General features: G+C 67.6%; 13 protein-coding genes. 3 read left to right on the top strand and 10 right to left on the bottom strand.

Features of this window, described 5'->3' with window-relative positions; genetic code table 11:
- Nucleotides 1-120: 120 nt before the first annotated feature.
- The 10 genes from AB0878_RS44915 to AB0878_RS44870 all read right to left on the bottom strand — a co-directional run bounded on the left by AB0878_RS44915 (nucleotide 121) and on the right by AB0878_RS44870 (nucleotide 10,111).
- Entirely contained in the window at nucleotides 121-525 is a 405-nt protein-coding gene (locus tag AB0878_RS44915) for a hypothetical protein (protein WP_366588642.1), read from the bottom strand.
- A gap of 47 nt (nucleotides 526-572) precedes the next feature.
- Nucleotides 573-1,607, bottom strand: a complete 1,035-nt coding sequence (locus AB0878_RS44910) for a DUF4192 domain-containing protein (RefSeq protein ID WP_366588640.1) — start codon at nucleotides 1,605-1,607, stop codon at nucleotides 573-575.
- A 96-nt stretch (nucleotides 1,608-1,703) separates the two neighbouring features.
- Nucleotides 1,704-2,732 carry a DUF4192 domain-containing protein gene (locus AB0878_RS44905; protein WP_366588636.1) on the bottom strand — a complete coding sequence of 343 codons (1,029 nt, stop codon included), beginning with the start codon at nucleotides 2,730-2,732 and terminating at the stop codon, nucleotides 1,704-1,706.
- A 409-nt stretch (nucleotides 2,733-3,141) separates the two neighbouring features.
- The gene (locus AB0878_RS44900; RefSeq protein ID WP_366588634.1) at nucleotides 3,142-4,041 is read right to left on the bottom strand and encodes a bifunctional DNA primase/polymerase; all 900 of its coding nucleotides are present in this window, start codon (nucleotides 4,039-4,041) and stop codon (nucleotides 3,142-3,144) included.
- Between the two features lie 168 nt (nucleotides 4,042-4,209).
- Nucleotides 4,210-5,925 carry a hypothetical protein gene (locus AB0878_RS44895; RefSeq protein WP_366588632.1) on the bottom strand — a complete coding sequence of 572 codons (1,716 nt, stop codon included), beginning with the start codon at nucleotides 5,923-5,925 and terminating at the stop codon, nucleotides 4,210-4,212.
- Between the two features lie 274 nt (nucleotides 5,926-6,199).
- The gene (locus AB0878_RS44890; RefSeq protein ID WP_366588630.1) at nucleotides 6,200-6,997 is read right to left on the bottom strand and encodes a hypothetical protein; all 798 of its coding nucleotides are present in this window, start codon (nucleotides 6,995-6,997) and stop codon (nucleotides 6,200-6,202) included.
- Nucleotides 6,991-8,025 (bottom strand): hypothetical protein, encoded by a 1,035-nt coding sequence (locus AB0878_RS44885; protein WP_366588628.1) that lies wholly within the window; start codon nucleotides 8,023-8,025, stop codon nucleotides 6,991-6,993. Before AB0878_RS44885 ends, AB0878_RS44890 begins: the two co-directional genes overlap by 7 nt.
- A 222-nt stretch (nucleotides 8,026-8,247) precedes the next feature.
- Nucleotides 8,248-8,775, bottom strand: coding sequence for a hypothetical protein (locus tag AB0878_RS44880; RefSeq protein WP_366588626.1), 528 nt, complete (start codon nucleotides 8,773-8,775; stop codon nucleotides 8,248-8,250).
- 52 nt (nucleotides 8,776-8,827) lie between these two features.
- On the bottom strand, nucleotides 8,828-9,724 hold the full coding sequence (locus tag AB0878_RS44875) for a DNA-processing protein DprA (RefSeq protein ID WP_366588624.1): 897 nt from the start codon (nucleotides 9,722-9,724) through the stop codon (nucleotides 8,828-8,830).
- Between the two features lie 57 nt (nucleotides 9,725-9,781).
- The gene (locus AB0878_RS44870; RefSeq protein ID WP_366588622.1) at nucleotides 9,782-10,111 is read right to left on the bottom strand and encodes a LuxR C-terminal-related transcriptional regulator; all 330 of its coding nucleotides are present in this window, start codon (nucleotides 10,109-10,111) and stop codon (nucleotides 9,782-9,784) included.
- Between the two features lie 425 nt (nucleotides 10,112-10,536).
- On the opposite strand from AB0878_RS44870, the gene AB0878_RS44865 reads away from it, so the two are divergent.
- The 3 genes from AB0878_RS44865 to AB0878_RS44855 all read left to right on the top strand — a co-directional run bounded on the left by AB0878_RS44865 (nucleotide 10,537) and on the right by AB0878_RS44855 (nucleotide 12,929).
- A complete protein-coding gene (locus tag AB0878_RS44865) occupies nucleotides 10,537-11,253 on the top strand; it encodes a hypothetical protein (RefSeq protein WP_366588619.1) in 717 nt (238 codons plus the stop codon).
- A gap of 144 nt (nucleotides 11,254-11,397) precedes the next feature.
- Entirely contained in the window at nucleotides 11,398-11,856 is a 459-nt protein-coding gene (locus AB0878_RS44860; RefSeq protein ID WP_366588617.1) for a cupin domain-containing protein, read from the top strand.
- Complete coding sequence (locus tag AB0878_RS44855) at nucleotides 11,853-12,929, top strand: aminotransferase class I/II-fold pyridoxal phosphate-dependent enzyme (RefSeq protein ID WP_366588615.1); 1,077 nt, start codon at nucleotides 11,853-11,855, stop codon at nucleotides 12,927-12,929. Before AB0878_RS44860 ends, AB0878_RS44855 begins: the two co-directional genes overlap by 4 nt.
- Nucleotides 12,930-13,032 lie beyond the last annotated feature (103 nt).

The raw sequence follows: 13,032 nt of genomic DNA, 5'->3' as shown, positions 1-13,032 counted from the left end.
AGGACGGGCGGCGCGGACCTCGCCGACGCGAAGGCATCGCCCGTCCTGGTCGGTTTGACGCGGACGCCGGGAGTCGGCCACCGTGCGCACGCCCCGCCCGGGCTGCTGCAGCCCGACGGGTCAGGGCTGTGGTTCGTCGGCGTCGCCGGCGGCGAGCGCGCCGAAGCGGGCGAGTGTGGTGCCGGCCTGGTCGGCGAGGGTTGTCGAGCAGGTCTCGCCGAGTTGCTTTGTCAGCACGGTGAGTGCGGCGATGACGAGGTCGGCCGCGTCGGCCTGGTCGGTGTCGATCCGAGCGACGAACCGAGTCTGCGCGCGAGTGGCGACGGTTGCGGCACCAACAGCGGCCGGTGATTCCGGCGGTGGTGTCGGCTCGCTGGCTTCCGCGGTGGGCGGAGTCGCTGCCGTCACGGCAGCGACCGTGTCGTCGAAGACGGGCGTCGAGGAGTTGGCAGGATCCTGCTTCTTGGTGGCCGACTGGGGAATGTGACTGGCGGGCTGGGAGACCCACTCGATCGGAGAGGGCACTGGGTGTCCTTTCGCAGAGGAACCGAGATGCATCGTTCGCGGTGCCGTCACGACAGTCCGCCGGTGAGCGAGCCACGTCGCCGGATCGATTCGTCGATCAGGAATCCGGCGGCGGTGTCACGAGAGCGAGTTCCCTTGAGTGCCAGGGACATGAGGTGACCGAGGATGGAGGCCTCGGATGTGGATTCGACGGCGAGCCGTGCGCGAGTGTTGTCACCGCAGAGGAAGTAGGTGACCGCGAGCGCCCCCGCGATGGCCGCGCCGTCGTCAGAAGGCGCGACACGAAGGAGGTGGTGAAGCAGGTTCTGCGTGGCGACGATGTCGTCGTCACCGCGGCGAGGAACGACGGCGGCCATCGCTACGTCGATGCTGCCGAACGCGCCGATCAGATCTGCGATCTGTGTGTCGGTCTTCGGAAGGTTGCCGCTCTCCACGGCGGCGACGGCGGAGTCGACTCGCTGTAGACGCCTTCCCAACGCCGGAAGGTCCTGACGATTGGCTTCTTCGCGCACCGCGGTAGCGATGTCCCGGACAGCCTGCGCCAATCGCATGCGGACGTCGGCGGGGCCGGGCTCGAAATCTTGCGCGACCTCCTGGATGCTGCCGAAGATCCGCCGGCCGTTGTGCGCGTTCACCGCTGCCAGCTCGGAGCCGGACACGTCCGGCAGCGTGCCGCTGCACGCGTCGTGACAGTAGCCCCGCCACGGTTGGCCTGGCGCGAAGCTGGGGACGTGGACGACCCGCACGCGTGAATGGCCGGCCTTTGCACACAGGTCCTCGAAGGTTTCGACCTGCAGATGAAGCGGGAGGTCTGGCTCGTCGAACTTCGCGCCTGTGACGATGACTCCCTGGAGCCGGGCCACCTTCACGCCTTCCACGACTTCGAGGAGCTGTGGCGTGGCGTTCCCGGGGTACGGGGCGAAGTGCCTGAGGTCCATTCGAGCTACGGGGCCGAGTCGGGTCTGCCCGCTCGGGTGGACGATCGCGGAGACGAGGATGATCGATTCGCTGGGGTGAAAGCCGAGGATCAGCGGTATCGAGGCGATGAGGGTCGATTCGTCCTTGAGGTCGATGGGTTCCATCGATGTGTGTCCTTTCTGTACGGACCTGACTCAGGTGGGCAGGGCGAAGCCGTGCTGGGCGCGGATGCGCCCGGGCCCAGCACGGGTTGGCAGGGTTTACGAGGCAGGTGGCCGGAGGATTTGGAGGGCCTCGCCAGCGCCGCGGAGAAGCGCCGTCGACACGAAGTCGTGGGGCATTCCTAGGCCCATCGCCTGTGAGATGCCCAAGCTGAGATTGGTCGGGGGCTTGACGGCGGAGGCTGCGAGGCCCGCCCACACTCCTTCACCGCGGAGGTACGACACGGCGGCCAGCACTCCCGCGATCGCGGCGGCCTGGGGCTGTGGCGCGAGGCGCAGCAGCTTCAGGAGCATGTTCGGCAGATCCGCCTCTTCGTTCTCTGCGAAAGAAACCACGGCGTCGGCGATGACAATGCTGGCGAACGCACCGATGAGGTTCGCGATTTGTTGGTCTGAGAGTGGGGCGGACGTGCTGTTGGGCGTCGTCAGTGCGGACTCGAGCTCGTCCAGCCTCGACCGCAGAGCGGCGAGGTTGTTCGTGGCTGTTTCGTCTCGCACGGCTTGAACGACCGACCTGACGAGCGGCTCGAGCGGTGCGCGCTGTGACTGGGGTGCGGGGTCGAACTGAGCGATGAGGGCGTCTCGATCCGAATGGATCTGGTGCCCAAGGTACGTCAGAGCGAGTGCGAAGTCGGTCGTTGCGGGATCAGGCAGTGTTCCGTGGAGGTCACTGTCACCGTAGGTGCTCCACCGGGCGCCCTTCGCGAACTCCGGTACGTGGATGGCCTCGATCGTCGCGAAGCCTGCTGAACGCAGAGCCGTGACGAGGACGTCGACCTCGGAGACCAAGGGCAGGTCGGCTGTCTCCTCGTTGCGGTGCGAGGCCACGACGACGAACACGGCCGGGGCCGTAGCGCCTCGGAAGAGATGGACCAGGTCAGAGGTCGTTTGTCCGGGCTTATTGGCGATTTCATCGATGTCCAGGCGCGCGAGCGAGGCCAAGGTGAAGGTGCCGTCGTGTGTCGGAACAGCGCCGAGAACCAGGAGCGACTCCCGCGGGTAGAACCCCGCGAACGCGGGTAAGGACGCGAGAAGTTCGCCTCGTGCGGTGTTTTCCGTCCGTTCCATGTGGACTCCCTCGCAATCAGAGGTGTGACGACTGTTGGGTGAGTGCGGCGCCGTCACTTGGATGAGGTGCTCGTGGCGCCTTGAACGCGCAGTGGCTCCAGCTCTTCGGAGCGGTGATGCTTTGAAGGGCGGAGTTCGACACCGCCCAGCTCCGTGCGGATCAGCTCAGCGGCGCGCTGGAAAGCGTTGCGAGCGGGAGTCGGATGGCGTGCTGTGGCTGGCATGGAGCCTCCGGCGGGCGAGGCGGACAGGACCCGCGCCTCTCAGCACGCCGGCCTCGGGGTCACCTGAGCCGTCGAGCACGGGAGGTTCGACGCCTCCGGCGCTGACCCCGAGGCCGGTGTGCTTGGCTTGCCGGGGCCTGTGCCCGCGCGATCGGCGGCTTGTTCGCACAGGAGTCCCGGCGTCGCTAGACGACTCGCTGCTCGGGGATTTCCCTGGGGCTTCTCCTGCCCGCCGAGATCCCGTCGCGGATGGCGGTGGTCAGTTCTCGCCAAGTGAAGCCTTCGACTCCGACGTGTCGTCGGCCGGCATCGACGATTGCGTTGGTAATCGCCGCGTCGCTGATCCAGCCCTTCTCGGCGAGCTCACCCAGGGCCGCCGCGGCGGCGAAGACCGCGATGTGCCGCTCGCCGACACCGGCGGAGCGGACCTCCGAGGTCTCGCCGGCGACTGCAGCCTCGACGTAGGCGGAGATCCGTCGTGGCGTAGGGGGTTGTTGCCCAGGTGCAGAAAGGCGGGGCGGGGCCGGCGTCAGCCGCTGGGCCAGCCAGAGTGGAAGGGGAGCAGGCGGAAGGTCTCGGGCGACCTCGTACGGCGCGAGACGCCCACCCCGCCGCAGCCGCGATCCAGGGGCCACAACGAGTCCGCCGTGGCCGCGGGTGTCGATGCTCCAGCCGAGGCCGCTGCGGCGCCGGCCAACGGTGCTGCGCAGCCGCAGTCCGCCGGGTTGGTGGAAGTAGCGGTGTTCTCCGCTGTTGGGCGTGCGAGTGATGAGGGTATGGGCGGGGTCGGGTTGGCCGGCTCGCGCACAGAGCGCGGCGAGGACGTCGCGTCCGTGGTCGATGCCGCGGCTCCGCCATGGCTCGGGCACCGGGCCGCGGCCGGCGTCCAGGTCGATGACGAGGAGGTCGGACGGGCCGCAGGCGACGCCGACGTTGTCGCGGGGGTGGTCGGACCACCAGGCGCGGATCTTGGCGTGATCTGTTGTGGCCCAGTTCTCCCAGTTCTCGACGGCAGGCCGTTTGGACAGCGGGTAGAGGGGAAACACCGCCCATCGATTGTTCGCCGAGTCCAGAGCGACTTTCATCAGTTCCGGCAGGACATCGGGGGGTTCGGGCTCCGTTGGAGCGGATCTTCGGACACGCACGGCTTACCTCCGGTTGTGCATGTGGTTCGCGGCGAGTGATGGGTCACGTGGAGATGGTCGGCAGGGTGGCGACGACGGCCGCCACCCTGCCGACCGCGAGTAGAGGGGTCAGCCGACTTCCTCGGGCTCCGTCGGGTCGGTCTCCGCGTCGATCACGTCCTCGTCACCAACCGAGTCCGCGGGCACGTCGTCTCCATCGGAAGAAAGCGCGTCGGGCTGCGCGGCGCTCACGACGTCGTCCTCGCGCTCGGGCGTGATGACCTTGAGCTCCACGTCCGAGGGCTTGTAGCCCCAGCTCGCCAACGTCTGCATGTAGGCGGTCTCGATCGGGACCGGAGTGCGCCACGACGTGCGCGACATGTGCTCCTCGTAGGCGGCGAGGGTCAGGAAGACGTCGAAGACCGTCGCCCGCGCGCCGGACAACGTGGCGGCGTGGCCAGCGAGGTCGTCGGTGCCGAGAAGGGTTCGGGCCAGCCGGTGACCGTGCTCCATCGGTCGGTACAGGGTCGGGTCGGCGATCGCCTTCTGTGTGGCCAGCCACCCGTGCGCCCCTTCCGGGGCGCGGCGGCGGCCGGCGAACTCCCGGAGCCACTCACGACGGACCTCGGTGGCGGCGTCCCAGTCCTTGTTGTTGCTGATCACCCACTTCCGGATGATCCGGTTTGCCTGGCGAGTGGCTTCGTCGACGGCACCCTGGTTGGTACTCACGCCTGCCGCCGTGCTGGCGCGAACGGCCTTCCCTCGCGGGGCGTCCTTCAGTGCGTGTCCGTGCGCGAGGAAGTCACTGCAGCCGAAGGTGGGGACCACCGAGATGTCCCATTGGTCTTGGGGCCTGTCCACGGACTGCCGGCGCTCCGTTACAAGCCAGGCAACGTGACCGGGGCATTCGATGTGGGCCTCTGCGGTGAGCTCCGTTCGCGGTTCGTCGTCCGGCGTCGGACGGAGCCAGCTCAGCGAGCGACCCGGTCCCTCGCGGCGGAGCACCGAGCCGTCGACGATGGTCACGCCTGCGGCGTCGAGCTCGGAGGTGAGGGCCTCCGTCAGCTCGCGGATGGTGGCGGCCTCGGCCTGGTCGTTGCGCAGGCGCCGCGCGAGGGTCTTGAAGTTGTTCGGGCTTTCGACGGCGGTGACGATGAGCCTCTTCGCCTCGTCCAGGAGGCCCTGCTCCTCGAACCAGGCGATCTCGGCCGCCTGGAGCGTGTCGAGCTGGTACTTGTCAGCTGCCTTGACCGCCAGCTGGGAGGCCGCCAGTGCCAGCGACGCCTTGATCTCGGCGCGGGCCTTCCCTCGTTCCCGGGCGATCTTCGCCGCCGACACCCCGAGGTCGAGCAAGTACTGGTGCGCGTTGGCGGTGTCCCCGTGGGTCAGCGGTTGACGCTGGTCGTTCTCGTCGAGCTGGTCGAGGACGCGCTTGATCTCCGCAGCCTTCTCGTCCTCTGTGGGCGGCTGCTTCATCCACACGGGGACGGTGGTGCCGGCTTCGCGCGCGTGCAGCACACGGCGCTGGCCTTCCGTGACGACGATGACGCCGTCGTCACGCCGGTATCCGTTCGTGGCGGTGTTGACCCCGCGCTGCTGGTAATTCGCGACCGTCCGCTTGTCCGTCTCGAGGCCGACGGTCCGCACGTTGTCCAGGATCACGACCTCGTGCGGGTCAGCGTGGACGATCGTATCGATCTCCTCGGCCCAGCTGAGCCGATCCGCTTCGCCCGGCTCATCCTCCGTCGGACCGGCTGGCTGCGACGGGACGGCTGCGTCCGATTCCTCCGGCGCGGAAAGGGCGTTCTCGTATTCGGGTTCGGTAGTGCCGACGGTCAACGTCATCGAATCTCCTCTGCAGAGTGTGAAACCGCTCGTCAGGAGCGGCTGTGAGCGGGGTACGCCCCGAGCGGGACGCACTCTCCTTAGTGGGGCCGCAGGCGCCGGGGGCGATCGCGGCTTCGCCCAGCCGGCGTGGACCGCCGTCGCGTGACCGGACGCCGGGTGGCGTCCGGCCACGCGCGTGGGGCGGTCCACCCGGCTGGTGCGGAGGTCACCGCGACCGCGTCCGGTGCCCGGCTCCGCTAGAGTGCGTCGTCCCGCCGGGGCGTGGCACGCATCAGCCGGTGGGGCTCATGGCCTCGACGCACACGCAGTAGCGGTCGACCTCGCGGCAACCGGGGCACACCTCAACGAGGTAGCGCCTCGCGCACCAACGCGAGCAGTCCTTTTCGGACTCACCGCACTCGACACAGGACCCGCAGACCTCGCACAGTCCGGTCTCGACGTCGGCTTCACTGGCGTTGCACGTCGGGCACGCCCGCCAGTCGGCCCACAGTTCGAGCAGGTTCTCTTCTCGGCTGGTGAAGTCGGTGTTGGAGTACCAGACTCCGTTGTCGTAGAAGCCACGGTTCTCGTTGAACACGTAGGCCTGCTCGGCGTAGCGGCGGTTGACGGTCAGGACCGCGACCTTGTTGAACGGCCCCAACCAGGCCTCGAGGCGTGCTCGTGAGGTCGGATCGTCGTAGTTCGCGAACGGCTTGTTGCCAAGGCGTTCGTCGGCGAAGACCCTGGTGTCCGAGCGCCGGTCGCCAGGTCCCGGGTGGACGCTGTGGGGCAGGATCCCGTTGTGGGCGACGACAGTTCGGCTGTCGTTGCCCACTCGGAACGGGTGCATGTTCGCCTTCGAGAGCGAGCCGTGGGTGGCAAGCCGGCTGTGGAACAGAGCCGGCCCCTCCGGGTGTCGCGCCCTGGCCGTCGCGAAGGTGGCGATGAGCCGCGCCGGGTCGTGATCCTTACGTACGAGGATGCGGTCGCCGACGACGATGGCGAAGCCGTGGCCCTGATCGTTGATCTCCGCGCCGCGAGCGAGGGCGTCCGCATCAGGCAGGATCCCCGGGGCGAGGTAGGTCAGCATGCACACGTGAGGGCCTCCCACTCCTGCGTCAGGGTCGAGTACTCCGGGCGCAGCGAGACCCAGTTCGTGAACGTCTCCCACTCCCAGCCACGGCAATGCACGATCGCGGGGATGCTGAGCTCGCGGGTGTACTCGATGGTCGCGGCCGCGAACGTGAGGGCAGCCTGTACCTGGTCGGGTTCCAAGGAACTGGCGAACATACGAAGCTCGAACGTCGCGGAATTCAGGGTGTTGACCGCGGCGTACCGGGGGCCTGGCCGCCCGCCCTTGCAAGCCTCTTTAACCGTCTGACGCACGTATGGGCCGAACTCCGCGTAGTCGGAGTTTCGTCGTCGCGCCAGCCGCTGAACTTCACGAGAGTTGCGGTAGATGAACTTCATCCACCGGTAGACGTGGCTGCTGTTGGCAAATCCGTCGCGGCTGACGTGGATGTGCAGGCCGGTTCCCTCTCCGTTGCAGCCCTCGGACTTGAGGCGCCCCAACATCACCCAGGGGAAATTCGCCATGGCCCAAGGGAAGGACATGGGGTGGGTCACGATCTCGAAGCCCTCGAAGATCGAGGAGTCTTCCTTGAGATAGCCCAAGTTGCCGAGATCCCGGAGGCAGAGCTCGGCGCACTTCGTGAGCCGGTCGCTCGGCGTGTTGACTTCGAGCTCGACACCGAAGTGAAGGCTTCCTTCGCCGTGGAAGACAGGCCTGGGCTTGTAGTCGTAGTCGTGGACGAGATCCGCGTCCAAGGTGTCGGGGTCCGAACAGTGCTGGCAGCAGTCTTCGTCGGTGACGAGGGTCGAGCAGTAGCGGCACTCGTGGTACCCGTGGTCGTACTGGCACATGCCGCAGATGTCCGAACCGGCGTCCGTGCGGAACAGCGTGCCCGCGTAGAGGTCGCAGCAGTAGCAGAGGTAGAAGCGAGAGGTCGCACATGCGGGGCAGATCTCGTCGCCGTCCGAGCGGCTGACGAGATCGTCCATTGTGGTCGGTGAATCGCAATGGCTGCACAGCATCGGTTCGAGTGCGGTGATCGGCATTGTGGATCGCTCCTGACGCCGTCTGGCCGGCATGGCCGGCGGCCCACGGTGTGGGCCGCGCGCCGATCAGCGCGGCCAGGGCGTGGCGGGCCTTTGTGCGGAACCGTTCGCAGTTATCCCGCGGCCCGCTACGCCCTGGGAGCGCTACGGTTTCGAGCGTGCCCACGCCGAGGTCGTTGGCTCGCCGGGAGCGTTTTACCGCTACAGCCAGCGTTCAGACCTCTACATCAAGCCGGGCAAGAGCCAGTTGATCGGACGGACCCTCAAGGCGCCGAGCTTCGCGTACGACGCAGCGAGGTTGCCGTCGGCTTCTATCAAGTCGTAACTTCCGACCCACACCGAGAACCACGGTTCCCGTGGTGCTCCCAGGCGTTGTTGTGCGTCGGGGCCGGTGCTGTGTTCGGGGCCGAGAAGGCGCGGCGACCGCCGGTACTGAGTCATCCGGCCGCCGACCATCGGGCAGGCCTTGATCGTGTACGCCGCGCAGACAGGGTGCAGGCCGGGTTCGTTGGTGCAGGCGCGCGGCAGGTCCGACAGCCTCAACAGGAGTACCGTCCGGTCGACCAGGTCCCGGCCGCAGACGCCACACCGCCGCCTCTGGAGACAGGCGTTCATGCGGTCCACGTCCACTGTCCCGAGGAGATACCGGCTGTCGGGCGTCCGCGGTGTTATCCACGGCACGACGAGCCCGCCGACGACGGGCAAGTGCGCCAGCGCCAACGGAATGGGCGGTTGTTCGGATTCGGTCATGGCAACCTTCCGTGATACCGGGTGAATGTGGAATGGCGCGCTGGGCGAACGATCACCCTGCGGCGGATGAAGAATCTGGATTGAGGGCGCGCTCGATGTCGTCCACAGTGGTGAAGAGCTCGGCGGTGCCGTCGGCGATCAGCCGGTGGCAACCGTTCGACTGTGCCGAAGAGATCGGACCAGGCAGGGCCAGGACGGGGTGGCCCAGTTCCTGTGCGTAGCCGGCGGCGCTGCGGACGCCGCTGCGGTTCGTTGCCTCGATGAACACCAGGCCGGCCGTCAACTTGGCGATCAGGCGATTCCGCATCTGGAAGCGGTGACGGCTGGGCACGGTGGTCAGGCTGTGCTCACTTACGATCAGGCCCTTCTCGGCGATGTGCTCGAACTGCCGGTCGTGGCTGAACGGGTAGACGTGGTTAAGGCCGTGCGCGACGACGACGGCTGCGCGTGCCCTGCCCGTCGACAGCGCGCCACGTTGCGCTGCCACCTCGATTCCGTGAGAGCAGCTGTTCCAGATCGCCCATCCGCGTTCTGCCAGCTGAGCACCGATTTCGGCCGCGTGGTGGTCGCCGTAAGGGGTTGCCAGCCGAGTGCCGATGACAGCGACGGCCCGAGTCGTGAGGTCGTTCAGGCGCCCCGCGCCGCGGACCCAATGAGCCAGGGGTGGTGCGACCGGCCCGTCGTCCAACGCGACCGGCCACTCGGCGTCGCCAGGAACGACCAGCCGCGCGCCGAGTGCCTCCGCGGCGGCGAAGTCGTGGTCTATGGCATCCCATCCACCGAAGTAGGACCGGAACTCGGCCTTCGCTTCATCGGACAGCGCGCCAGCCTCATACTGTCGAACGACCTCGAGCGGGCCGAGGTCACGCGCGAGACGTGCAGTGTTCGGCGCCGGCGGTTCGCATGCGATAACCAGGTACGCCCAGGCTTGTTCGATCGTGTGGGACATCGTAATTGTCCTTTCTGGGCTTTGGTGCGATCGCTGCACTCGTGACCGCTCTGCGGGCTATCGAAGGCGCAGATCGGTGCGGCGGTGTTCGAGTCGGCTCCACGCGGGTACCGTCGACCCGGTGTGGTGCAACGGCGTCGTGGCCGGTTTCTCCGCTTCGGCTGCGGTCTGCGGCACTGTCAGGACCCCGGTGCGGTAGGCGATCGCGACGGCGTGCGCGCGGTTTCGAGCCCGGAGCTTCTGCAGCACGCTTTTGACGTGGGTGCGAACGGTCTCGATCGAGATGAACTCGTGCTTGGCGATCCCAGCATTTCCGAGGCCGGACGCGATGTGGATCAGGACTTCGAGCTCTCGTTTGGTGAGGGCGAGCTTGGACGGCCGTGTCATGTCGGTCCTCGGCTTCCTGGGCGGGCGTGGGCGCCGGCCGTTCCAGCGGACCCGCTCGCTCGTGCGCAAGCCCCTGACAGAACGGCGTCGGTGAGCTGACGGGCTTGCGCACGGGCGCGGGTCTGCTCGGCTCTTCGCGCCGACGTCGCGCAGGACGCCTACGGGTCAATGTGACGACGTGGTGACACAGAAGTCGACCAGAGGCCAGTGTTGTATCACTGTGTTGACAATATTGGCGTTCTTGGGCAGGCTGAAGCCAGAAGGAACCCGGGCATGATCCAGACGGGAGTGATCGTGTCGGGGCCTTCCGGGCAGCGGCCCCGCTTTATCCCCCCTAGTGGTCAGCTGCGGTCCGGTCCGGGAGACGGTTGTCGGGGAGGGCGCCGTCTCCCGGACGCCGGCCTGCCTCCCGCCGGGTCATCCTGTTGCTGCGCCCCTTGTCGGGCGCCGTTCTGCCCTCCAGTCGTCCTGGTGCGAACGTCGTCGACGGCGTCCGTCGCTTGTGGACGCCGCCGCCGTTGCCTTCGGTGCAGGGCGGCTCTCTCCAAGGAGGGACCAAGTTGATGTCGAACTCGAACGGGCCTCGGGCCAAGACCACTCGGGAACGCAAGACCCGAACCTGGGTCGTCGTCGGCCTGATCGCCGCCGCGGCGTCAGTCGCAAGCGTGATGCCGGCGTACGCCATGACCACGTCTTCGGGCGGGGACACGGAAGTCGGCGCGCCGCCCGGTGGTGTCGCGGGGCCTGACGTCCGGGCAATCGCACCGGACGGGACCCGCATCACCGGGTTTAGCGTGTCGCCGCATGGCTTCGCCCACGAGCGGGCTGTCGCCAAGCGACTGAGCGCAGCGGACGGTGGAGTGTCCACCCAGTCGGGGATCAACGTCACGATCGCTTCGACCGGCGCCCGGTTGCGGGCGTCGGTCCCGAACGGTGCGGTGCTTGCTCTGGCCTACCCGAACTACACCGCGTTCGTCGGCTGCAAGATCTCCGGATCCGACGGCTTCGCGTGGGGCTACCTGGACGTGGAGACACCGCAGGGCTGGCGGACCGGCTGGATGCGCCAAGACCTCTGGTACGTCACGCAGTTCACCGGCCCCGGCAACGGCGGAAACGGCCTGCCGAAGGTTCCGTGGTGTTGAGTCGTCCGGCTCAGGCACACCCCTGAACACCTGGGGAGACGGGCTGTCCTCGGCGATTTGCCGCCCGTCTCCCCAGGTCCCTTTGCTTGCCCACAAAGAAATGGGTCGCTCATGTCTATCGATGTCACGCGTCGTCCCACCTGCGTGCGGATCGACCACGCCGTCCGTGAGGTGTCGCCGCAAGGCCAGGCGCTCACGCCGATCGTGCACTCGGGAACTGTCTCCGGAACGAGGTTGTCGAGTTACGGCATCACGATGCCGCCCGGTCACCTCAGCAGGGCCCACGTCCACCTTGGCGCCGATGTCCTCGTCCACGTACTGCGCGGGTGGGCGGCGACGCTGTGGGGCGAGACCATGCAGCCGATCCGGCACGGCGCGGGAGAACAGATCCTGATCCCCGCAGGGGTACCGCACGCCGCCCTCAATCTGTCCCGCAAGAGCTCGGTCGTGGCGCTCGAAGTGCGGACCGACCCACACGCCAACCGCGACGTCGAGCTCCTGCCTGACCTTGACCCGATCGCTGCCGCTCGTGTGGAAGATCTGCAGAACCAGCACCGCGACCGGAATACACAAGCCACGGCGGAAGGCCGGATGCCGTGGTGACGACACGGGAGATTCCTGCGTACACGCCCGGGCGCGTCGACAGCGTGACCCTGTCGACCAACGAGTTGGCCGGTGGGCCGCTGGCGGTGGCTGTCGACGCTGTCCGCCGGGCCGCCGACGACGTCCATCGGTACCCCGACACCTCCGCGGCGGTGCTGGTGGAGGCAATCGCCCGTCACCACGGCTTGTCTCCGGACTGCGTTGTGGTCGGCGCCGGCGCGGCGGAGGTTCTGCACCGCCTCGGGCGCATCGCCGCGCCCGACCCAGCCGATCTCGTGATGTTCGGCTGGCCTGGGTTCGAGGCGTACCCCGTGTTGCTCAGCGCCGCCGGCAACGGTCAGCAGCGCATCCCCTTGACCGGGCGTCACCGGCTCGACCTCGAGGCGATGCTGGCGGCGGTGACCGCGGCGACGCGAGTGGTCGTGTTGTGCAACCCGAACAATCCGACCGGGACGATTGTCGCGGAGCACGACCTGCGCCGTTTCGTCGACAACCTCCCGTCGCGTGTGCTCGTCGTGCTGGACGAGGCTTACTTTGGCTTCGACGACGGCCCGGACGTGGTTGACGGAGTCGAGTTCGCGCAGCAATGCTGGGCCGCCGGCCAGGCAAACGTCGTGGCGGTGAGGAGCTTTTCGAAGGCGTACGGGCTTGCGGGCTTGCGGGTCGGCTACGCCGTGGCGTCGCCGGATGTCTGCGTCAGGCTCTGCCGGGCAGCCGTTCCTTTCGGGGTATCGAGACCGGCGCAGGAGGCGGCGGCAGCGGTGCTCGGAGACCCGCGCGAGACGGTGCTGAGGTGCCGGCGGATCTCATCGGACCGCGCGCACTTGGCCAACGTTCTCGGCGCGGCCGGGTATCCCGTGGCTGACAGTCGGGCGAACTTCCTCTGGCTCCCGCTTGGCGACCAGTCGGCCTCGTTCGTGGAGCACTGCCGCGCCTATGGCGTCGCGGTGCTCGGATACCCCGAGGGCGTCCGCGTGTCGATCGGGACGCTCGAGGACAACGCGGTGTTCGCCCGGGTTGCCGACGCGTACACACCTCAGCTGCGCCCGATTCGTCGGGAACACCGGGAGTAAACGATTGCTGAACGTAATTGTGTTGCGACATTCAGGTGATTAGTTGCTGTGTGCACATGTTCGCCCACTGAGAGGCATTATCTTGATCGACTTGAGTGGGCAT

Source organism: Amycolatopsis sp. NPDC047767 (genome assembly GCF_040704195.1).
Lineage (GTDB): Bacteria > Actinomycetota > Actinomycetes > Mycobacteriales > Pseudonocardiaceae > Amycolatopsis.
The sequence above is the reverse complement of the archived record's forward strand: the minus strand, read 5'-3'. Positions and strand labels throughout refer to the sequence as shown.

Excerpts from the sequence above, each read along its gene's own strand:
- AB0878_RS44910 (WP_366588640.1), bottom strand. The coding sequence starts at position 1,607 with ATGGAACCCATCGACCTCAAGGACGAATCGACCCTCATCGCCTCGATA.
- AB0878_RS44905 (WP_366588636.1), bottom strand. The coding sequence starts at position 2,732 with ATGGAACGGACGGAAAACACCGCACGAGGCGAACTTCTCGCGTCCTTA.
- AB0878_RS44900 (WP_366588634.1), bottom strand. The coding sequence starts at position 4,041 with ATGAAAGTCGCTCTGGACTCGGCGAACAATCGATGGGCGGTGTTTCCC.
- AB0878_RS44895 (WP_366588632.1), bottom strand. The coding sequence starts at position 5,925 with ATGACGTTGACCGTCGGCACTACCGAACCCGAATACGAGAACGCCCTT.
- AB0878_RS44890 (WP_366588630.1), bottom strand. The coding sequence starts at position 6,997 with ATGCTGACCTACCTCGCCCCGGGGATCCTGCCTGATGCGGACGCCCTC.
- AB0878_RS44885 (WP_366588628.1), bottom strand. The coding sequence starts at position 8,025 with ATGCCGATCACCGCACTCGAACCGATGCTGTGCAGCCATTGCGATTCA.
- AB0878_RS44880 (WP_366588626.1), bottom strand. The coding sequence starts at position 8,775 with ATGACCGAATCCGAACAACCGCCCATTCCGTTGGCGCTGGCGCACTTG.
- AB0878_RS44875 (WP_366588624.1), bottom strand. The coding sequence starts at position 9,724 with ATGTCCCACACGATCGAACAAGCCTGGGCGTACCTGGTTATCGCATGC.
- AB0878_RS44870 (WP_366588622.1), bottom strand. The coding sequence starts at position 10,111 with ATGACACGGCCGTCCAAGCTCGCCCTCACCAAACGAGAGCTCGAAGTC.